Source organism: Desulfurobacterium atlanticum, assembly GCF_900188395.1.
GTDB classification, from domain to species: Bacteria; Aquificota; Aquificia; order Desulfurobacteriales; family Desulfurobacteriaceae; genus Desulfurobacterium_A; species Desulfurobacterium_A atlanticum.
The window spans coordinates 59,428-78,390 of the sequence record NZ_FZOB01000008.1; the positions used below are offsets into that span (position 1 = coordinate 59,428).

Below are 18,963 nucleotides of genomic sequence, written 5' to 3' on the forward strand. Positions count from 1 at the left end.
ACTGATATAATTCACCTTCAGCCGATAATACAAACAAAATTACAAGGAAGCAATGGAAAAAAAGACATTACCTATAACATATAACGAAATAGGGGAAACTCTTGAAAAATTTATTTTCCCCATTGGTGGTTCCTTTAAAATCTTTGACAACAATATGGAAGAGAGGTACTCTACCACCACCAATCCTTCTCCGGTATGCAACATAATAACAAAGAAAGTGCCTCAAGTGTGTCAAGAATTTATAAAAGAGATGTTTCAGGAAGCAAAAAAAAGTAAAGAACCTTTTACAGAAAAATGCCCAATAGGAAAACTCGTTTTTGTTATACCTCTTCGCATAGAAGAAACTTTCATAGGAGCCGCAATAGGCTCAATAGGTTTTGCAAGTTTTTCAAGAAGAAGAAGAAGAACACTAATTGAAATAGCAAAAAAGGCTAATATAGCAGAAGATAAAATTTTGAAAATTGCTGAAAATGAATTCCTAAACAGAAAATATGCAATATCAGAGCATCATAAAGATGTTTTTTTTAGAGAAATCAAGGGAAAAGATGGGCTGATAAACATTCTGAACCGTTTTATGAAAACTCTTGAAATAAAAATAGCCCTTAAGAAAATTAAACCTGAATGTAGATACACCTATGATATTGCAAACGCAATAGAATATATTGTGGCAGGTAATTTTTCACAAAAAGAAAACATCGAAGGAACAACAGAAGAAAAACTTATACTTCAGCTGATTGAACTTGCGAAAGAAACCTGCAGGGAACTGCTTGAAATTGCAATGTCAGAATCTATAAGATGGAAAGCTTATCATGATAACCTCACAGGTCTTTATAACAGATACGTTCTTGATGAAGAAATAAAAAAAATCAAAGAGTTAAAAATAGCACCTGTAGCTTTTATCCTGGTTGATATGGACAATCTTAAAAAGATTAATGATAAGTACGGTCATGAAATGGGAGACAAAGCAATATACGCAGTAGGACAGGCTTTAAAATCTGCTGTAAGAAGAAATGATGTGGTAACAAGAATCGGAGGAGATGAGTTTGTAATACTTCTCCCTGGAATTTCTGAAAGAGAAGCCAAAGAGATAATATCTCGTATAGAACAGAACGTAAAGAACGCAAGAAAGGATTTTCAGCTACCATTTGATCTTACAGTTTCTATCGGATATGAAATTATAGAGCACCCTGAAGAGGCTGATGAAGCGATAATAAAAGCCGACAAAAAAATGTACTCCTGTAAAAAATGTAAAAAAGAGGAGCAAAAGGATTAGTGTTCTTTAATTCTCACTTTTTTTATACGCTTTTTTTCAACATCTTCAATCTTAAGTTCAACATTATGGTATTTAATTACCTCTCCCTTTTTCGGAAATCTTCCAAGAGTTTTTAAAATAAAACCTGCTACCGTCACATAATCACCATCTACAGGAAGAGAAGTCTTTAAAAACCTGTTTACCTCCGCTATTTCTATATTACCATCCACAATTAAAGAACCGTCAGAAAGTTTTTTTACCTTTGATTCAAAACTTCCAAATTCATCATCAATCTTTCCAACAATTTCTTCAAGTATATCTTCAATTGTCACAATCCCGAGAGTGGAACCAAATTCATCAACAACAGCAGCCATCTGTGTTTTTGCTTTTTTAAACTCTTTCATAGCATCAAGCAGATTCATATACTCAGGAAGTATTAAAATAGGCCTCATAAATCTTTTAACCGAAGCATATTTATCGTCAACATCAAGAAGATCGGTAATAAGAATATAACCTACAATATCATCAAACCTCTCTTTATAAACAGGAAGCTTGGAAAAGCCAGTTTTATTAAACAGTCTTAAAGCTTCCTTAACTCTTGAATTTAAATTTACAGCAACAACATTAACAAGAGGAACATAAATATCTCCAAGGGTTTTCTCCTTTAAACGTAAAACATTTTTAAGAATTTTTCTCTCTGTTTTCTCAAAAGCGGAACGAGAAGCACTTTCCACAAGAAGCTCAAGCTCCTCCTTTGTCACAAACGGATTTTTAGTTGATCTATCTCCAACAAGGTCGGTTAAGAGCTTAGCAACAAAAGTAACCAGCATTCCAAGAGGTCTAAAAATCCTGTGAAAAAAATAGAGAGGATACACTATTTTAAATGCTATTTTATCTGAATACTTTTGAAATAAACTTTTTGGTATAAGTTCTCCAAAAGTTATAGTTAAAGGAGTAAGAGAAATAACAGTAAAAAGTTCAGGATATTCTCTAACAAATGGATAAATATCTGCATAATATGACACTATATAGGTTGTAAATAAAGTAGCAGCCGTAACCGTTGCTACATTCGTTCCAATTAACGTCGTTGCAAGTATCTTTTCAGGTTCTTTTAAAAGTTCATTTAATAGAACAGCTGCTCTATCACCTTTTTTCAATCTCTTTTTAAGTTCAACTCTGCTAACAGAAATAATCGCTATCTCACTTCCTGAAAAAAACGCCTCAAAAGCGATACAACAAAAAATAGCCAGAATATAAAAAATACTCACGTTTTCTCCACAATAAGAGATTTAATTCTATTCCCTTCCATCTTCTCCACTTTTATCTTCAAACCACACCAATTTATCTCATCACCTTCAACAGGAATTCTGTCAAGAATTCTCATAACAAGACCACCTACCGTATCAACATCCTTTTCCTCTTCAGTTATTTCATCAATACCAAAAAAATCCTTAAAATCTTCTATACTCACACTTGGATCAACCCTGTATCTGTTAGTCCCTATCTTCTCAAAATCCCTATCGCCAATATCTTTTTCATCAGGAATTTCCCCTATTAAAGAAGAGAGAATATCATCAAGGGTAACTATTCCAACCGTATTACCATACTCATCAACAACCACAGCAAAGTGTCTTTTACTTTTTTGCATCTCCTCAAGAAGAACATCTATCTCTTTAAATTCCGGGACAAAAAACGGCTCATCAATAAATTCTGAAACAGGCTTCTCAAAATCCTCCTCTTTCAACTGAAGAGGAATTATTCTTCTTGTAAAGAGAATACCCTTAATATCATCAAGGCTTTTACCGTAAACAGGTATTCTTGAAAACCGTTTCTCTTTTATTTTTTCAATAGCTTCCTTAACTTTCATATTTGCAGGAAAAGCAAAAACCTCATGCTTTGGAACCATTATCTCCTTAACATCGCTATCATCAAGGTCAAGTGTTCTGTCTATAAGCTCCTTCTCCTCTTTGGCAATAATACCTTCCTTTGCCCCTTCTTCCACCAAAATCATAAACTCTTCATCAGAAACTACACTCTGTTCACTAAAAAGCTCAATACCAAAGGGCTTAAGAAGGAGCGAAACAAAACCAAGAAGCACTATCCTTACAGGGGAAAGAAGCAGAGAGATAAATTTTATAAACCTTACAATAAAAAACGCATACTTCTCATTATATTTAACAGCAAATGTCTTAGGAGTCACCTCTCCAAAAATAAGAAGGGTAATAACCGAGAAGGGAACCGCATAAGCAACCCCTTTTTCTCCAAAAAGGTCTATAAAAAGAAGGGCTGCCGTAGAGGAAATGGCAATATTTACCATCTCATTACCTATAAGTATGGTAGCTATAAGTTCAGCAGGATCTTTCAAGAAGTTATATATATCCTTGGCAATCTTATCCCCTGAAAGAGCAAGCCTTTCCACCCGCAATTTATTAAGGGAGAAAAAGGCAGTTTCAGAAGCGGAAAACAGGGCAGAAAGCCCTATAAGAAACAGAAGAATAAGAATTTCTACAAAAACTGCACTACTACTGCCAGGGTCCATCCTTTAATTTTCCTTATGGTGAATCATCTTATTTATTATAAAGTTCTGAATGGCTGTAATAAGATTATTTGTAAACCAGTATAAAACAAGACCGGCAGGAAAGTTTGCAAACATAAAAGTAAACACAATAGCCATAATATAGAAAATCTTTTGCTGTTCAGGGTTAGCCGTTGGTGTCATCTTTTGCTGAAGAATCATTGAAAGTCCCATAAGAATAGGAAGCATATAGGTTGGGTCAGGGGTAGAAAGATCTTTAATCCATAAAAAACCTGCACCTTTAAGCTCAACTGCATTCAGGAATATCTCATAAAGTCCAAAAAACACAGGAATCTGAAGAAGCATAGGAAGGCAACCACCCATAGGATTTACACCGGTTTCCTTATAAAGCTTCATCATCTCTTCATTAAGCTTTTTAGGGTCCTCAGAATACTTCTTCTTAATCTCTTCCATTTTAGGTGCAAGCACCTGCATCTTTTTCATAGACTCATAACTTTTATGAGTAAGCGGATGCATTAAAAGCTTTATGATAAGAGTAAGAACAATTATTACAAGACCGTAATTAGGAATAAAACGATGTAAAAACAGGAAAAATTTAAGAAGAGGTTTTGCAAGAAAACCGAACATTCCAAAATCTATGGCTTTATCCATTCCAAGTTTTTCAAGCTGTGAAAGCTCTTTCGGACCCAAAAATGCTTTATAGGAAGCTATCCTGTTTTTTACAATAGATGAACCATTTAAAGATGTTATATCAACTGAAAAGCTGTTATCCTTCACTGCCATTAAAAAATACTTGTCTTCTTCACCTGCCCATCTTACAGATGGAAAAGATATATTTTTAAGCTTCTTAATATCTATCCGCTCCACCTTTCCATCTGAAAGCTCAACCACAGGTCCTATATGTCCCATCCTGGATGTATGGGCTTCATTCACCTTTATGTCCGGTCCCACCAACACAGAAAGTTTAGCACCTTCAAGAGATTCCTTCACATCAATAGCATAAGTATCTGGATAAAAGGTAAACTGCTTTCTAAAAATCCTTCCGTCAGAAAGTTTTCCCTCAAGTGTAAGAATCTCTTTCTCCTTTTCAACTTTAACAGAAAGAGAAGAAGAGGAAAGCTCCATAGAAAGTAGTTGTGTTGTAGTATCCTTACTATCTGCAACGGTTGTTAAAGGATATACTCCCAACTTTTTAGCCTTATCAGAAACAAGCTCAGCTCTATACTTTTTCACATAAAAACTTCTTATGTTACCATTAATAGTAGAAATTGTTACAGTGTAAAGAGGAGTATCAACTTTAACAACTTTTCCCTCACCTTTAACAGAAGGAAAATCTATAAGTTTTTGTGAACTATTTTCTGTTTTTACAACTTCAACTGTTTTATTTGCAGCAGCAACATTTTCAGGTTTTTTATTTAGCCTGCTAAAGATAGCAAACATCAAAAATGTAACAGCAACAACCTGTATGATGAGTATCAACTTATTATTCTGCCCTTTATCAGAACCTGCCATCGTCACCAACTCCTATCGCAATAAAATTTTAGACTCTTAAGGATAATCTACACCGCCTTTAGAAAAAGGGTTACATCTTAACACTCTCCAGAAAGCTTTCAGACTTCCTTTTAACACACCGTATTTTTCAATGGAAAGGATAGCATAATCGGAGCAGGAAGGATAGAAACGGCAACTCTTAGGAAGAATTGGAGAAATTAACCTCTTATAAGCTTTTATTAAAGATATAACTATCTCTCCAAGCATTCTCTCTACCTTATTATCAATCCAGCTCTTTCTGCAAGTTTTAAAAAATCCCTTTCCACATCCTTATAGGATGCATTTTTAATACCCTTTCTCGCAATTAAAACTATATCACAGGGGCGGAGTTTATGTTTGTTAAGTCTAAAAACCTCTTTCATAAGCCGCTTTGCTCTGTTTCTATCAACCGCCTTTTTTGAAAATCTTTTAGAAGCTATAAATCCTGCCCTTGAAAAACCTTCCTCTTTTAAAAGAAAATAAAGAGCCACGGTGGAACCACCAAGGCTCTTTCCGTATTCAAACACTCTTTTATATTCAGCACTTTTTTTTATCCTTTCCTCTTTTGATAAGGAAAAGCTTATCTTCTCTTCCACTCGTCACTTACCGTCAATTTCTTACGCCCTTTCTTTCTCCTTCTTCTGAGAATCTCTCTCCCTGTCTTGCTTTTCATTCTTGCTCTAAATCCGTGAACCCTCTTACCGTGTATTCTACTTGGCTGATATGTTCTCTTAGTTGACAATTTACACCTCCTAACATTCCTTTAACCTTAAATTAATCACTCAAAAACAAAATGCTCAAATTGTAGAAGGAAATTATATGCAACATTTACGGTTTGTCAAAAAAGAAAACAAAATGCTAATATTTAAAGGAAATTTCCACAACAGGAAGTCAAATAATGGAAGGATCAAATACACTAAATACAAACGTAAAAACCCCTGCTGGTCTGTTTCACGTCCAAACAGAACTTTACAGCAGCTCAAACAAAATAGTCACAATAATATTTCTCAAAGGTGAAACCTTTCTCAGAATAGAACACACGCCTGGAGAAAGTCCCGATACAGAGATAAAAGATATTCATAAATCTATCGTTAACAGACTTTCTCTTCTAATAAACCACTCCATTACCAGAGAAAAAATCAAGGAACTTTTAATAAAAACAACAGGTTTAGAAAATGTTAAATTCATAGAAGAATGTTTTCAATTAAAAAAAGAAAACAATGAATTGAAACAGTTTTCAAAACTCTACCTTTCAGGATTACCAGTTCCTCCCGGTGTTGCTGTTTTTGAAAGAGCCTGTTGGGATGAGATAGATATCGCTGCGAAAAAAATTAAGATAGACAAAACAGCTCCAATTATCATAAAAGAACTGGAAACAGATTCTGGTGCCAGAATAGTAGAAAATCTTCATAAACTAAAAGAAAACCTTAAAGAAATAAAGAAACCTTTTATAATTTTAAACGGGAAAGCTCTCTGCAAAACGAAAAGTTCAGGATTCATTCTTACTTTTGACCCTCTAAGTGAGGAGAAAGTTGTAATAATTGAAAGCACTCTGGGAATAGGAGGTATTCTCAACACACCCAAACAGTATCTTGACAAATTCAGAGTTGATAGGGAAACTTTTGAGTTCTGGCGAATAAAAAAGGAAATTATAAAAAAGCAGCTCAAGCTAACCATAAGAAAAGGTAATATCTTCACTGAAACAGTAGCCGATGAAAGAGAACTAACATCAAGCCTCTCCGACGAAGAGATTCTAAAACTAACAAAACTCGCCCTATCACTTGAAAAAAATTTCTCAAAGCCGATAAAAATAGCTTTTCTGATTACAGAAGAAGATGAAATTCTATTCCTCACCGCTTCTACTATCACACCAAAAGAAAAAAGGGAAATTTTAAGAAAAGTAAGTTCCCTTGAAGAACCATTCTCATACCCAACGGGAACCAAAATTCTTATAGAAATTGGAACAGTAGAAGAAGGGAAATTGTGCAATCTTATACCTTCAAGTGGCGTGCTTATAAAGGCAGAAAACTTCTCGCTTTTAGAGTTTAATCCCCTTTTGCTCTATATAGCTGAACTCATATTTCCAAAACTTGTAATAGTTAATTCAAACAAAAAAGATTTTGTTTCCGTAATAAAATCTGCGAGAGAAAAAGGGTTTACAAATATCTACATAGCTTCTTCTTTAAAAGATATACCTCCTGATATTCCTTACTTTAAAGAAGTAGAATCACCATTTATAGCCGGGAAAACATTTAAAGGAACGCTGGGAAAACTTTTCACCGGGTACAAAGATACACTTTCATCAAATCTATCTCTTGTAAGAGAACTAATATCGTCAGGATTTGACTTTATAAGTGCACCTGCTGACGAAATAAACACATTAAAGAAGCTAATAGCTTCTGAAGAGAAAGCCCTGCTCCTTAAAATGGCACGTAAATTCCTTCTTCTTAAAGAAAGAATCTGAAATCAGCAAAACTCCTTATTTTTAAAGCTTGCAAAAGGTATTTTTATACAGAAAGATCTGTCTGCAGGAAAATTTCAACCCCACACCTTGACAAATCCAGATTTTGAATGTAAATATTGCGTGCTTTCCCGCAAAAAATTTTTTCAGGAGGTAAAAATGGAAACAGTAAAACTGCAGGCTACCCTGAGAAAGGGAACAGGAAAAGGGGTAGCAAGAAAACTACGCAGGGAAGGCCTTCTTCCAGCTGTAATATACGGCGGAGGAAGACCGGAAGCTACACCTATCGCTATAAAAGCAAGCGATATCAAGAAAATCAAACACCACTCAGGGCTTATCTATATCGACCTTGAGGGTGAAGAGAGAGTTTGTATTCTGAAAGATATTCAGTACAACTATCTTGGAGATGTTCCTCTCCATGTTGACTTCCACGAAGTAACTTTCGGTGAAGTTATAACCACCACTGTTGAAATTGAATTCGTTGGAACACCTGTTGGAGTGAAAGAGGAAAACGGTGTCCTTGAAATCTTCTTAAGAGAAGTTGAAATTGAAACTCTTCCAAAATCTATCCCGGAAAAGCTTGTTGTTGACATTTCCAACCTTCATGCAGGAGACGCACTTCACGTAAGTGATATTCCTGTGCCTGAAGGTGTTAGAATCCTTGAAGACCCAGAAACAGCCGTTGTTGTTGTTTCTGAGCAAGAGGAAGCTCCTGCTGAAGAAGAATCTGAAGAAGAGGCTTCTGAATAGTCATGGTAAAACTGGTGGTTGGACTTGGCAATCCTGGAAAAGAGTATGCCAAAACAAGGCATAACGTTGGATGGATGGTTCTTGACAAAGTAGCAAATCAATTTGAAGAGCCGTTTTCAAAGGAGAAATTTAAAGGAGTAATTGCTGAAATCCAATCGCCACACGGAAAAGTTATACTGCTAAAACCTTTAACATACATGAATAGGAGCGGTGAAAGCGTCGCCGAAGCTGTAAAGTTTTACAAACTAAATCCAGAAGAGATTCTTGTGATCTCTGACGACCTTGATATGCCTGTCGGTAAAGTAAGGATGAGAAAAGAGGGAAAGCACGGCGGGCACAGAGGGCTCATGTCAATAGAGGAAAAACTCGGCAGCAGCCGCTTCCCGAGAATAAAAATCGGGATAGGAAGACCAGAAAGAAAAGAGATGGTCGCAAATTATGTACTGCAACCATTTTCTAAAGAGCAACTGCCGATTATAGAGATGGCAATTGATGAAGCTACCAGATGGGTAACCGAGATAATAGATGGAAAACCGATAGAAGCAAAAACATGTAGTTTCTAAGCCAATTTTAACGGAGGTAAAGATGAGGGAATACTATTATGAGACAGTTTATATAATGAGACCCACTCTTTCTGAAGAGGAAGTAGAAAAAGTGATGGAAAAGGTTTCTGGTGCTGTAGAAAAGTTTAACGGAGAAATAATCCACACAGAAAAATGGGGTAAAAAACAGCTTGCATACCCTATCAATGACTATCCAATGGGATACTACGTTTTACTTCACATCAAGACAAACGAAAGAGATTTTGTAAAGAATCTGGAAAACTTCTTTAGAATTAACGAGGATATAATCAGGTTTCTCTCATTCAGAATAAAACCGTCTGAAGTTAAAGGATTAAAAAAGGAAGAATCCAAACCTAATTCTGAGGAAGCAAATGGCTAATTTAAATAAAGTCTTTCTCGCAGGAAGACTCACCAGAGACCCTGAACTTCAGCATACAAGTCAGGGAACGCCGTTCACAAGATTTACAATAGCCGTAAACAGAAGCTACAAAGACCGAAACGGCAACTGGCAGGAAGAAACATCTTTTATAGATATTGTTGTATGGGGAGATGCAGCAGACAGAGCCGTTAGCAGATTTAACAAAGGAACAGAAGTTTTAGTAGAAGGACGTTTAAGACAGTCTTCCTGGGAAACTGACTCAGGAGAAAAGCGTTCAAAAATAGAAGTTGTAGCTGACAGAGTTCAACTTCTTTCCCAACCTGGAGGAAAAGGTTCTGAAAGTTCGGAAGAGATTGATGACATTGAATTTTAAGGAGGTTAAAAATGGCTGAACAGAGAAGATTTATCAGAAGAAAGAAATACTGCAAATTTTGTGCTCAAAAGATAGAAAAAATAGATTATAAAAATGTTGAACTTTTAAAGCCTTTCATTAGTGAAAGAGGAAGAATCATTCCAAGAAGAATATCCGGAGTTTGCTCTAAACATCAAAGACAACTTGCAAAAGCTGTTAAAAGAGCAAGACACCTTGCATTATTACCGTTTGTTAAAGTGGACTAATGAACAGGTATAAAGTAACCTTTGTGATTTTAATTCTCATATGTGTTGCAGGTTTTACACTTGGAAGGGAGTCCCTGGCACCCTTTGGATGGGGACTTTCCCTGTTTATTCCTGCAGCTATATATACAGGGATAAAAAACGAAGGAATTGTTCCTGTTTCTTTTGTATCGGTTGCAGGAATCGCTGCTGTCTTTTTACTATCCGGCTGGGAAACAGCTTTAAGTATAGCAGAGATGGCACTTCCAGGATATTTACTTACAGGAGCTATAAAAAAAGGTATAAAAGATGGAAGGCTTGCACTACTCTTAACATTGTACTTTTACCTTGTCAGTATTGCTGAGGATTTTCTGTTTGGACCACCTAAAGATTTTACCGCCATTCAAACTATACTCCCCTTTAGGTGGGGTATTTACTTTTTCTCTTCAGCATTTTTTGCAGTGATAGTTATAGGAACAGTAGCTGTAATAGGAAAGGAGAAAATTAATTTCAAAAACATAAATTTTGGCGCCATTCCTGTAGTAATATTCATTTTAGGCGGAATTCTATCCCTGATTAAATGGTTACCAGAGCTTCAAATCATTGGAGCCAATTTAACAATAGCAACAGTAGGTTTTTTCTTGATACAAGGATTTGCTGTTACAGTCTCACTTATAGACAGACTGGGAACATTTTCAAGACTTGTTATTTTTTTTGTAGCAATAATTTTTCCTTTAATAGCCCTGCTCATTGTAAGTCTTATGGGGCTTTTTGATTTCTGGTTTGACTTTAGAAAACTTAAAGGAGGTAGAACATGAAAGTTATACTCATTAAAGATATGGAAAATCTTGGAAAGGTCGGTGAAATAGTAGAAGTGAAAGATGGATATGCAAGAAACTATCTGATACCTCAGGGGATAGCTCTCCCAGCTACAGATTCCAACGTAAGAAAAGTTAAAAACGAAATAAACGCTCTCAAGAAAAAAGCTGCAAAGCAGCTTGAAAGATTTAAAGAACTTGCTGAAAAACTTTCATCTGTAAGAGTCACAATAAAACATGAAGCTGGTGAAGAAGGTAAACTGTTCGGTTCTGTTACTACCTCTCAGATAGAGAAAGCTCTCAATGAAGCAGGATTTGATGAGATTGAAAAGAAACAGATAATACTTGAAAAGCCTATAAGAGAAACAGGCACTTACGACGTGAAAATCCATCTGTTCCAGGATATTGAAGCTACAATTACAGTTGATGTAGTTCCACTTAAAAAAGACTAACTTCCAAAGGGCTGCCAGTCAGCCCTTTCTCTCATAAAACCTGCACATTCTGACAATCGGACAGTTTTCACAAACAGGCTTCTTCCTGCAAAATTCCTTACACTCTCTAACAATTAATGCATGAAATTCATTATAGATAGTAATATCTGCGGGAATATTTCCCTCAATAATTTTACGTAATTTATCGTAATCTATTTTTTCACTATCAATTAGCCCGAGTCTATAGAACAAACGTTTCGTATAAGCATCAACAACAAAAATCGGTTTACTAAAAGCATAAAGGAGTATTGAATCGGCCGTCTCTTTTCCTATACCTTTTAAGGAAAGCAGTGTTTCTCTCAAACTGTAATTAGACAACTTTGAAAGTGATTCAAATCCCCCACTTTCAAGAAGAAAACGAGAGAAAATTTTAAGTCGCTCGGCCTTCTGATTATAAAAACCTGCAGGACGTATCAAACTTTTTAGAATATCTGAATCAAGCTCTAAAATCCTCTCTGGAGAAAGATAGCCATGAACTTTTAAATTTCTTATAGCTTTCTCAACATTGCTCCATGAAGTATTCTGAGTCAAAATAGCACCTACACAAACCTCAAATCTATCGTCTGCCGGCCACCAATTTTGAGGACCGAAAAATTTAAAAAGAACTTCATAAACATTTAAGAACATAAATATCTCCTGTTTTTCCGAATAAAATGAAAACCAAAATTTGCTAAAAATAGATTTCTGTCCTAAATTTATAAGCAGCGGTTAAGAGCTGTCTGTGTTCATCGCATTCATATTCCGTGTGAAGAGCGGGTTTTCATGCCCGCTCCTTTTTATTTAATCTAACAAAATTTAGGAGAAAGTCATGAACGAGGAAAGAGTTTCCCAAATTATAGAAAAAGTAAAAGAACTTTTGATACCCATTCTTGAAGAAGGTGGCTTTGAACTTATTGACATAGAATTTGTAAGAGAACCTATTGGATGGGTTTTAAGAATATATGCGGACAGAGAAACTGGCGGAATCACAATAAACGATTGCCAGTGGATAAGTGAAAGGATAGGAACGGTTCTTGATGTTGAAGATGTGATACACCATCCTTACAACCTTGAAGTTTCATCGCCAGGACTTGATAGACCGTTAAAAACACGGAAAGATTTTGAAAAACAGATAGGAAATGTAGCAAAGATTAAAACAACAGAGCCTTTAGATAACCAGAGAAACTTTAAAGGAGAGATTGTTACAGCTTCTGAAAAAAGCGTAACTATACACGATGTTTCAAGAAACGCAGAGGTTGAAATACCTTTTGAAAAGATTAAAACGGCAAAACTCGACCTTGATGCTCTTTTTAACAAGTAAATAAGGAGGACAATAATGGAAAGTCTTGGTAAAACAATTGAAATGCTGTGTAAAGAGAAAGGAATTTCAAAAGAGGATGTTATTGAAGCTGTAAAAACAGGAATTATAAATGCAGCAAAAAAGGCCGGATATAAAGGAAATCTTGTTGTTAAAATAGATGAAGATGGAAAAGATTTCGGCATTTTTCAGGAGAAGGTAGTTGTTGAAAATGTGGAAAATCCTGATTATCAGATAACACCTGAAGAAGCGAAAGAGGTTACCGGAGAAGAGAAAAAGTTAGGAGACAAAGTTCTTGTCGAAATTAAAGCAGAAGAACTTGGCAGAATAGCTGCAAAAGCTGCTGCTCAGGTAATTCATGAAAAGATAACAGAAGCTGAAAGAAAAGCGCTTTACGACTACTACAAAGAAAAAATAGGAGATATTATCTCCGGTACAGTAAAGCAAATTTTAAAAAACAGAGACATAGTTATAGACCTTGGGAGAGTTGTCGGCATTCTTCCAAGGGAAGAGCAAATTCCGAAAGAAAGATACAACCTTGGAGACAGAATTAGAGCATACATTTACGACATCGTTTTTGATTACAGACAGTATAAGAAAAGAGCCAAAAGCAGGATAGGAGATTACTCTCCTCCTTACGTTATTCTCTCAAGAACTCATCCAAAGTTTATTAAAAGACTTATGGAAATAGAAATTCCAGAAGTTACAGAAGGACTGGTTGAAATAAAGGCGGTGGCAAGAGAACCTGGCGTGAGAGCAAAGGTTGCTGTTGACACTAAAGAGGAACACATAGATCCTGCAGGTGCATGTATAGGAGTTAAAGGTAACCGTATTATGCCAATCAGGAGAGAACTTTCAGGAGAAAAAATAGAAATCATAAGATGGACAGATGACATAGCAGAGCTTGTTGCAAGAGCCCTTTCTCCTGCAAAAGTACTTCATGCAGAAAGCTACGAAGATGAGGATGGAGAATTGAGAGTTGAAGTTGTTGTTCCTGATGACCAGTTATCTCTTGCTATTGGAAAACATGGAGTAAACGCAAGACTTGCATCAAAACTTGTAGGACAAATTGTAGGAATAGATATAATAAAAGAATCCGACTTTAAGAAAATCCAGGAACTTGAAGCTTTAGATGCAGAAGAATAAAATGCCTGAAAGAGTATGTGCAGCCTGTAGAAAAAAAGGGGAAAAAGAAGAGTTTATTAGATTTGTTGAATTTAATGGACTTCCCGTTCCGGATATAAAAAATCGTCTTCCGGGACGGGGGTTTAATGTTTGTCCATCAAAAAAATGTATATCAATTTTTATAAAGAAACGGTTTGGAAAAGAAGTGAATCAGGATAAGGTTATAGAAGAAACGGTTAAACAACTCCAGAACTACGCACTTTCACTTCTTTCCATCGCCCACAAATCAAGAAATACCGTTATCGGACAGGATAATGTAAAAAACCTAAAAAAGCGTTCAGGCACACTTATTCTTGCCTCAGATTTAAGCGACAAAACCGCCGTATCTCTTGAAAAAAGTTTTAAAAACAGCTTCAGACTGCCTTTTAACAAGGAAGAGCTTGGAAAAGTTATAAAAAAAGATTCTCAAATAGGTGTTATATACATTAAACCCTGTGGAATAGAAGAAAAATTAAAAAGAACCTTACAAAAACTCAAGCAAATAGAAAAAACTTAAGATATAATATTAGAAAATGGAGACCGGTAAATGAAAGAAAGAGATATCCTCGCCTTTGGTTCCATAGTTATAGACAATCTTCTAATAGTCAACAAATTTCCTGCACTAAATGAAACTATTCAGGTAGAAAAATACAGATACACTTTCGGAGGAGCTGGAGCAAATGTAGCTGTTGCTGTTTCAAGACTTGGTGGTAAAAGTGGAATATTTGCAGTTTCCGGATACGATTTCAAAAAAATGGGATATGAAAAGTGTCTAACAGAGCAGCTTGTTGATATAAGAGGTGCGATATTTACAAAAGAATTTCCTATGGCAAGAAGCTTTATTGTAAGTAAAGAGAACAGTGAAGACCAGATTCTTTACTACTATGAAAAAAAGAAAAGAACCGTTCAACTGCTTTTTGAAAACAGAAATTTAGCCGAGAAATTATCAAAAGATTATAAAATTCTCCACTTCTCAACGGGCCACTTTGAATTTTACAAAGCTTTTCTTGAAAAGCATAAGACAAAACATCTTATCAGCTTTGACCCCGGACAGGAAACGTTTTCATACCCTTATAGAGTGGTAAGGCTTCTCAAATACACAAACATTCTTTTCATGAATAATCACGAAGCTAAGAGAATCAAAGAAGTGCTAAAAATCAAAAGTATAAAACAATTAAGAGGACCATCCCTTATATGTGTATCTCTTGGAGCTGAAGGCTCAATTATTCTTTATAAAGAAAAAGTTTACCGCATTCCGGCTGTAAAACCTTCAAAAGTAATAGACCCAACAGGAGCTGGAGACTCTCACAGAGCTGGATTTTTAGTGGCTCTTCTAAAAGGTTATGACATAAAAACTGCAGGCAGAATCGCTTCAACAGTTGCATCATTTACAATAGAAGCAGAAGGAGCACAAACAAGCTTACCAACCTGGGAAAAGGTAGTAAGACGGTATGAACACTTTTTTAAAGAACCGTTTCCCGAACCTTCAACATCGTGGAAGGAAACAGAAAAAGAACTTCTGTCAAGAAACTAATCCTGCCTCTCTATACCAGAAGGCAGCTTTTGGTTTATCTCCTATCTCTTCATATATTTTCGCTATTGTCTCTTTAATATTTCTCTCCTCTTCAGGTTTTAAAGAGTAATTTTTTAAAGAATCAATAAGAAAACTTAATGCATCACTGTGCTTTCCCATAAAAGAGTAAGCAGAAGCTATAAGAGAAATAGCTCTGAATCTGACCTCTGGATACTCCAAACATTCCTTGGCCAGAGCCACCGCCTTTTCATAGTTTCCAAGCCCAAGCATAGCTTCTGCCATAGAAATTTTATGAATTGAACCGTTAAGCCTCCCGCTTGTTTGAGCTATTTCAGAGTCTGAAACAGAATATTTAGATTCTTCAGTTTCATCCAAACGCAACAATTCCTCATCTGCATCTTCATCTTCACCTTCATCAACAACTGAAAACAGAGAGGAAAGAATATCCTCAGAAGAAGGAATATCAGAAACCGGCTTTTCAAACTCATAGTCCATTGCTTCTGGATGTTTCGCTAAAAGTTTACCTTTCAATTTTTCAGCAAGAGAGGCATCAATTTTTAAAATATTCTCTATGGTTTCAAAGGCTTCCTCTATCTCTCCAACCTCAATGTCTCTCAAAACAGAAACCACCCACTTTAGCTTAGGATCTTTTAAAGAAAGGATAACCTTATCAACATCATCAACATTCCCATTATTTATAAACTCTCTCACCGCATTATGAATAAAATCAACATTCTGCTGATTGCTTAAAACCAAACCTTTCAAAATCTTGTATCTAAAATTGGAATCTTCTACTTTCGGAACTATTTCCGAAATTTTGGTATCAACAACATCGCTTTGCTTTATCTCCCGCGCTCTCAAATAGCAATCAATAGCTTCCCTATATTTTGACAGAGAAGCAAACATACTTCCTGCCATCATGTAGTTTTTATAAGCTTCCTCCAAATAACCATAAGATTCAAGAATCTCCCCATAGAGCTTATAAAAGGTAGGATGAGAATGTTTATCTATAAAATACTCTATCTGTTCCTTTAGTTTTGAAGCATCTCTTCCTTCCTTTAAAAACTCTTTTAAAAGTCCAAGAAAAACATTAAAAGCTTCAAAATAAAGATTTTTTTTCACATAAGCATTCGACAGAAGCTTTGCTGCCTTAATATTGTAAGGATCATATTTTAAAGCTTTTTTTAAAAAAGCTATTGCTGAAGAGTAATAACCGTTCTTCAACTTCTCTTCTGCATAGTTTATAAGAAAAGCAACCGCTTGTTCCTTGTTACCTATTCTAATCAAAGCATCCACATACTGATTTATAACAGAAGTGTTTATTTCCCCCTTACTTATCAATTCTTTCCCATAAGAAACTATCTTAAGATAATTTCTTTCCTTAACCGCTTCCCTGAATAGCTCCTCTACCGTCTTTTTCCTGAAAAAATCGGAAAAACCCACCAGGCCTCCACAACAAAAAAATCAAATTCAGAAAAATCCACTCAAATAATTATACAACAACACTCCAACAGATTTTTTATTTCAAATTTTTCAATTTTTCTAAGAAAAGATCCTTTCAAGAAAGAAGGCAACCACTTTTTTTTCATCAATTTCACTTTTAAGAAGTTCAGAAGCCATACTTAAATACTTTTCAGGAATGTGTGCATTTTTTATTTCATCAGCCAGATCTGAAATGGTATAACCTTTAAATTTCTCTTTCTTAACTTTTGAAAGAGCTTTAATTTTATACATTCTACTCTTCTCTCTTTCAGAAACAAGGCTGACAGCTGTTCCTTCTCTACCGGCCCTTCCAGTTCTTCCTATCCTATGAACGTAAATCTCAGGATTCTCCGGTAGTTCATAATTAATTACCATCCCAACATCTTTAACATCTATTCCTCTGGCTGCAACATCCGTAGCCACAAGAACCTTAACTCTTCCCTTTCTAAAGGCATTCATAACATTTTCTCTTTGCCTTTGAGTTAAATTACCATGAATCGCTCTTGCTTCTATACCTTTATTCTGAAGACTTCTTTCAAGATCAGCAGCATCTTTTCTCGTCTTAACAAAAACAATAGTAGTTTCTTTCCTGTTTTCTTTCAAAAGCTTCTCCAGAGCTTTCAGCTTATCACCACTTTTCACAAAAATTATCTTCTGATTAACCTTTGGAGTAATAAGGGATTTTCCAACTCTTACAGTTTTATAATTACTTTTCAAATAGCGAGAAATCAGCTTTTTTATTTCAACCGGTAAAGTTGCTGAAAAAAGCATGGTTTGTCTTTCAACGGGAGTCTTCTTCAAGATATACTCTATATCCTTTATAAAACCCATATCAAGCATCTGGTCAGCTTCATCAAGAACAACAAACCGTACACCAGAAAGATCAAGAACTCCTCTATCTATAAGATCTTTAACCCTTCCTGGTGTTCCAACAAGCACGTTACACCTGCCACTTTTAAGAAGAGATATCTGTTTCCCTATAGAAACTCCACCATATATTGAATATATGCCAAGTCTTCGTTTCTTAGCTATAGATGAAAGTTCATCTGAAACCTGTAAAGCAAGCTCCCTCGTAGGAACAAGAATAAGAGCTTTTACACCTTTCACATTTTTTAACTTTTCTATTATAGGAATCCCAAAAGCAGCAGTCTTACCAGTTCCCGTTTGAGCCTGCCCCACAATATCACAGCCTTCAAGAGCTAAAGGTATAGCTTCCTTCTGTATAGGTGTTGGCTCCTTAAATCCTCTCTCCTCTAAAGAAGCCTGAACATCACTACTTAAATCTTTAAATGAAAAACTCATAACTGTATATCTCCTTAAATTCAGATTTAGTTCTAACACTTTAGTTAATTTATCTTATATTGTAAAGTTAAAATAAAAATCGCCACAGCAATGCCGCCGTTTCAGACATCACCGTGGCGATGCTAATCTATTATCTTACGTTTATTTTTCTTTTCTACTTTTTATTCTTTTTCAACATCAACAGCTTTTAAACCTTTATCAGTTTCTGTAATGTTAAAAGAAACTCTTTCACCCTCTTCAAGGGTTTTAAATCCATCTCCAGAAATCCCTGTGTAATGAACAAAAACATCCTGACCGTTGTCGGCTGTAATAAAGCCGTACCCCTTCTTAGAATCAAACCACTTAACTGTTCCTGTAAGCTTCTCCATGCGTCCTAACCTCTCTAAAATGTTGTTGTAAATAAAAAAAGCCCTGAAGGCAGAAACGGCATGCCTTCAGGGCTTTAAAGTTCTTAAAGTTCAATCAAGTCCCTGATACTAATGCAATAGCACTTCTTAAGGGATATCCCTTAAAACTTCCAAGGTTCAAAACCTTAAAAGTAGCTAAAAAACTGCTTCCGCAAACTGCCTTCAAAACAACCTTTGAAAGTAATTTTATACATATATCTAAAAAAGTCAAGAAGTAAAGACAGAAATTTCCAGAATCACCTATTGAATTTTCTATTTTAAATGTTAAATTTTTGAAGTCAAAATATGGGGAATAACCGATTTCTGGTGGAGGAATAAAATGGCTAAAGAAAAATTTGAAAGGACCAAACCCCACAAGAACGTGGGAACTATAGGACACGTAGACCATGGTAAGACAACACTA

At 35.5% G+C, this 18,963-nt stretch carries 24 protein-coding genes; 14 read left to right on the forward strand and 10 right to left on the reverse strand.

Annotation, left to right across the window (positions count from 1 at the left end):
- Positions 1–52 precede the first annotated feature (52 nt).
- On the forward strand, positions 53–1,273 hold the full coding sequence (locus tag CHB58_RS06395; RefSeq protein WP_089323281.1) for a diguanylate cyclase domain-containing protein: 1,221 nt from the start codon (positions 53–55) through the stop codon (positions 1,271–1,273).
- On the opposite strand, the gene CHB58_RS06400 is transcribed toward CHB58_RS06395, so the two are convergent.
- The 6 genes from CHB58_RS06400 to rpmH are packed head-to-tail and all read right to left on the reverse strand — an operon-like array spanning position 1,270 to position 6,060.
- Positions 1,270–2,520, reverse strand: a complete 1,251-nt coding sequence (locus CHB58_RS06400; RefSeq protein ID WP_089323282.1) for a hemolysin family protein — start codon at positions 2,518–2,520, stop codon at positions 1,270–1,272. The genes CHB58_RS06395 and CHB58_RS06400 overlap by 4 nt on opposite strands.
- Complete coding sequence (locus tag CHB58_RS06405; protein ID WP_089323283.1) at positions 2,517–3,791, reverse strand: hemolysin family protein; 1,275 nt, start codon at positions 3,789–3,791, stop codon at positions 2,517–2,519. The genes CHB58_RS06400 and CHB58_RS06405 overlap by 4 nt, the downstream gene beginning before the upstream one ends.
- Positions 3,792–3,794: 3 nt before the next feature.
- Positions 3,795–5,300: a membrane protein insertase YidC gene (gene yidC, locus CHB58_RS06410; protein ID WP_089323284.1), complete on the reverse strand. Its 1,506-nt coding sequence runs from the start codon at positions 5,298–5,300 to the stop codon at positions 3,795–3,797.
- Between the two features lie 36 nt (positions 5,301–5,336).
- Entirely contained in the window at positions 5,337–5,546 is a 210-nt protein-coding gene (gene yidD, locus CHB58_RS06415; protein WP_089323285.1) for a membrane protein insertion efficiency factor YidD, read from the reverse strand.
- Positions 5,547–5,551: 5 nt separating this feature from the next.
- Entirely contained in the window at positions 5,552–5,914 is a 363-nt protein-coding gene (rnpA, locus tag CHB58_RS06420) for a ribonuclease P protein component (protein ID WP_089323286.1), read from the reverse strand.
- Positions 5,899–6,060 carry a 50S ribosomal protein L34 gene (rpmH, locus tag CHB58_RS06425; RefSeq protein ID WP_089323287.1) on the reverse strand — a complete coding sequence of 54 codons (162 nt, stop codon included), beginning with the start codon at positions 6,058–6,060 and terminating at the stop codon, positions 5,899–5,901. Before rpmH ends, rnpA begins: the two co-directional genes overlap by 16 nt.
- A gap of 156 nt (positions 6,061–6,216) precedes the next feature.
- Between rpmH and CHB58_RS06430 the strand changes: the two genes are divergently transcribed.
- The 8 genes from CHB58_RS06430 to rplI all read left to right on the forward strand — a co-directional run bounded on the left by CHB58_RS06430 (position 6,217) and on the right by rplI (position 11,335).
- A complete protein-coding gene (locus tag CHB58_RS06430) occupies positions 6,217–7,782 on the forward strand; it encodes a PEP/pyruvate-binding domain-containing protein (RefSeq protein WP_089323288.1) in 1,566 nt (521 codons plus the stop codon).
- 156 nt (positions 7,783–7,938) lie between these two features.
- A complete protein-coding gene (locus CHB58_RS06435; protein WP_089323289.1) occupies positions 7,939–8,529 on the forward strand; it encodes a 50S ribosomal protein L25 in 591 nt (196 codons plus the stop codon).
- A gap of 2 nt (positions 8,530–8,531) precedes the next feature.
- Positions 8,532–9,092 (forward strand): aminoacyl-tRNA hydrolase, encoded by a 561-nt coding sequence (gene pth, locus CHB58_RS06440; protein WP_089323290.1) that lies wholly within the window; start codon positions 8,532–8,534, stop codon positions 9,090–9,092.
- A gap of 22 nt (positions 9,093–9,114) precedes the next feature.
- Positions 9,115–9,471, forward strand: coding sequence for a 30S ribosomal protein S6 (rpsF, locus tag CHB58_RS06445; protein ID WP_089323291.1), 357 nt, complete (start codon positions 9,115–9,117; stop codon positions 9,469–9,471).
- Positions 9,464–9,844 (forward strand): single-stranded DNA-binding protein, encoded by a 381-nt coding sequence (locus CHB58_RS06450; protein ID WP_089323292.1) that lies wholly within the window; start codon positions 9,464–9,466, stop codon positions 9,842–9,844. Before rpsF ends, CHB58_RS06450 begins: the two co-directional genes overlap by 8 nt.
- Positions 9,845–9,855: 11 nt before the next feature.
- Positions 9,856–10,089, forward strand: a complete 234-nt coding sequence (gene rpsR / locus CHB58_RS06455) for a 30S ribosomal protein S18 (protein ID WP_089323293.1) — start codon at positions 9,856–9,858, stop codon at positions 10,087–10,089.
- Positions 10,089–10,883: a hypothetical protein gene (locus CHB58_RS06460; RefSeq protein ID WP_089323294.1), complete on the forward strand. Its 795-nt coding sequence runs from the start codon at positions 10,089–10,091 to the stop codon at positions 10,881–10,883. Before rpsR ends, CHB58_RS06460 begins: the two co-directional genes overlap by 1 nt.
- Entirely contained in the window at positions 10,880–11,335 is a 456-nt protein-coding gene (gene rplI, locus CHB58_RS06465; protein WP_089323295.1) for a 50S ribosomal protein L9, read from the forward strand. The genes CHB58_RS06460 and rplI overlap by 4 nt, the downstream gene beginning before the upstream one ends.
- An 18-nt stretch (positions 11,336–11,353) precedes the next feature.
- Here rplI and CHB58_RS06470 read toward each other — a convergent pair whose 3' ends face one another.
- Complete coding sequence (locus tag CHB58_RS06470; RefSeq protein WP_089323296.1) at positions 11,354–12,001, reverse strand: endonuclease III domain-containing protein; 648 nt, start codon at positions 11,999–12,001, stop codon at positions 11,354–11,356.
- Between the two features lie 181 nt (positions 12,002–12,182).
- Between CHB58_RS06470 and CHB58_RS06475 the strand changes: the two genes are divergently transcribed.
- From CHB58_RS06475 to CHB58_RS06490, 4 genes are read left to right on the forward strand one after another with little or no spacing between them, the layout of a single operon-like run.
- Positions 12,183–12,674 (forward strand): ribosome maturation factor RimP, encoded by a 492-nt coding sequence (locus CHB58_RS06475; RefSeq protein WP_089323297.1) that lies wholly within the window; start codon positions 12,183–12,185, stop codon positions 12,672–12,674.
- Between the two features lie 15 nt (positions 12,675–12,689).
- Positions 12,690–13,817 (forward strand): transcription termination factor NusA, encoded by a 1,128-nt coding sequence (nusA, locus tag CHB58_RS06480; protein ID WP_089323298.1) that lies wholly within the window; start codon positions 12,690–12,692, stop codon positions 13,815–13,817.
- A complete protein-coding gene (locus CHB58_RS06485) occupies positions 13,804–14,352 on the forward strand; it encodes a DUF448 domain-containing protein (RefSeq protein WP_089323299.1) in 549 nt (182 codons plus the stop codon). The genes nusA and CHB58_RS06485 overlap by 14 nt, the downstream gene beginning before the upstream one ends.
- 30 nt (positions 14,353–14,382) lie before the next feature.
- Positions 14,383–15,369: a carbohydrate kinase family protein gene (locus CHB58_RS06490; protein WP_089323300.1), complete on the forward strand. Its 987-nt coding sequence runs from the start codon at positions 14,383–14,385 to the stop codon at positions 15,367–15,369.
- On the opposite strand, the gene CHB58_RS06495 is transcribed toward CHB58_RS06490, so the two are convergent.
- The 3 genes from CHB58_RS06495 to CHB58_RS06505 all read right to left on the reverse strand — a co-directional run bounded on the left by CHB58_RS06495 (position 15,358) and on the right by CHB58_RS06505 (position 18,521).
- Positions 15,358–16,812, reverse strand: a complete 1,455-nt coding sequence (locus tag CHB58_RS06495; protein ID WP_089323301.1) for a tetratricopeptide repeat protein — start codon at positions 16,810–16,812, stop codon at positions 15,358–15,360. The two genes, CHB58_RS06490 and CHB58_RS06495, sit on opposite strands and share 12 nt — an antisense overlap.
- A gap of 99 nt (positions 16,813–16,911) precedes the next feature.
- Complete coding sequence (locus CHB58_RS06500) at positions 16,912–18,153, reverse strand: DEAD/DEAH box helicase (protein ID WP_089323302.1); 1,242 nt, start codon at positions 18,151–18,153, stop codon at positions 16,912–16,914.
- A gap of 161 nt (positions 18,154–18,314) precedes the next feature.
- Positions 18,315–18,521: a cold-shock protein gene (locus tag CHB58_RS06505; RefSeq protein WP_089323303.1), complete on the reverse strand. Its 207-nt coding sequence runs from the start codon at positions 18,519–18,521 to the stop codon at positions 18,315–18,317.
- Between the two features lie 358 nt (positions 18,522–18,879).
- On the opposite strand from CHB58_RS06505, the gene CHB58_RS09150 reads away from it, so the two are divergent.
- A partial coding sequence (locus tag CHB58_RS09150) for a GTP-binding protein (protein WP_245807354.1) occupies positions 18,880–18,963 on the forward strand: 84 nt, incomplete at its 3' end.

Excerpts from the sequence above, each read along its gene's own strand:
- CHB58_RS06405 (WP_089323283.1), bottom strand. The coding sequence starts at position 3,791 with ATGGACCCTGGCAGTAGTAGTGCAGTTTTTGTAGAAATTCTTATTCTT.
- rpsF (WP_089323291.1), top strand. The coding sequence starts at position 9,115 with ATGAGGGAATACTATTATGAGACAGTTTATATAATGAGACCCACTCTT.
- CHB58_RS06395 (WP_089323281.1), top strand. The coding sequence starts at position 53 with ATGGAAAAAAAGACATTACCTATAACATATAACGAAATAGGGGAAACT.
- CHB58_RS06500 (WP_089323302.1), bottom strand. The coding sequence starts at position 18,153 with ATGAGTTTTTCATTTAAAGATTTAAGTAGTGATGTTCAGGCTTCTTTA.
- yidC (WP_089323284.1), bottom strand. The coding sequence starts at position 5,300 with ATGGCAGGTTCTGATAAAGGGCAGAATAATAAGTTGATACTCATCATA.
- yidD (WP_089323285.1), bottom strand. The coding sequence starts at position 5,546 with ATGCTTGGAGAGATAGTTATATCTTTAATAAAAGCTTATAAGAGGTTA.
- CHB58_RS06460 (WP_089323294.1), top strand. The coding sequence starts at position 10,089 with ATGAACAGGTATAAAGTAACCTTTGTGATTTTAATTCTCATATGTGTT.
- CHB58_RS06450 (WP_089323292.1), top strand. The coding sequence starts at position 9,464 with ATGGCTAATTTAAATAAAGTCTTTCTCGCAGGAAGACTCACCAGAGAC.
- nusA (WP_089323298.1), top strand. The coding sequence starts at position 12,690 with ATGGAAAGTCTTGGTAAAACAATTGAAATGCTGTGTAAAGAGAAAGGA.
- CHB58_RS06505 (WP_089323303.1), bottom strand. The coding sequence starts at position 18,521 with ATGGAGAAGCTTACAGGAACAGTTAAGTGGTTTGATTCTAAGAAGGGG.
- CHB58_RS06430 (WP_089323288.1), top strand. The coding sequence starts at position 6,217 with ATGGAAGGATCAAATACACTAAATACAAACGTAAAAACCCCTGCTGGT.
- CHB58_RS06490 (WP_089323300.1), top strand. The coding sequence starts at position 14,383 with ATGAAAGAAAGAGATATCCTCGCCTTTGGTTCCATAGTTATAGACAAT.
- CHB58_RS06470 (WP_089323296.1), bottom strand. The coding sequence starts at position 12,001 with ATGTTCTTAAATGTTTATGAAGTTCTTTTTAAATTTTTCGGTCCTCAA.
- rpsR (WP_089323293.1), top strand. The coding sequence starts at position 9,856 with ATGGCTGAACAGAGAAGATTTATCAGAAGAAAGAAATACTGCAAATTT.
- CHB58_RS06475 (WP_089323297.1), top strand. The coding sequence starts at position 12,183 with ATGAACGAGGAAAGAGTTTCCCAAATTATAGAAAAAGTAAAAGAACTT.
- rplI (WP_089323295.1), top strand. The coding sequence starts at position 10,880 with ATGAAAGTTATACTCATTAAAGATATGGAAAATCTTGGAAAGGTCGGT.
- CHB58_RS06485 (WP_089323299.1), top strand. The coding sequence starts at position 13,804 with ATGCAGAAGAATAAAATGCCTGAAAGAGTATGTGCAGCCTGTAGAAAA.
- CHB58_RS06435 (WP_089323289.1), top strand. The coding sequence starts at position 7,939 with ATGGAAACAGTAAAACTGCAGGCTACCCTGAGAAAGGGAACAGGAAAA.
- pth (WP_089323290.1), top strand. The coding sequence starts at position 8,532 with ATGGTAAAACTGGTGGTTGGACTTGGCAATCCTGGAAAAGAGTATGCC.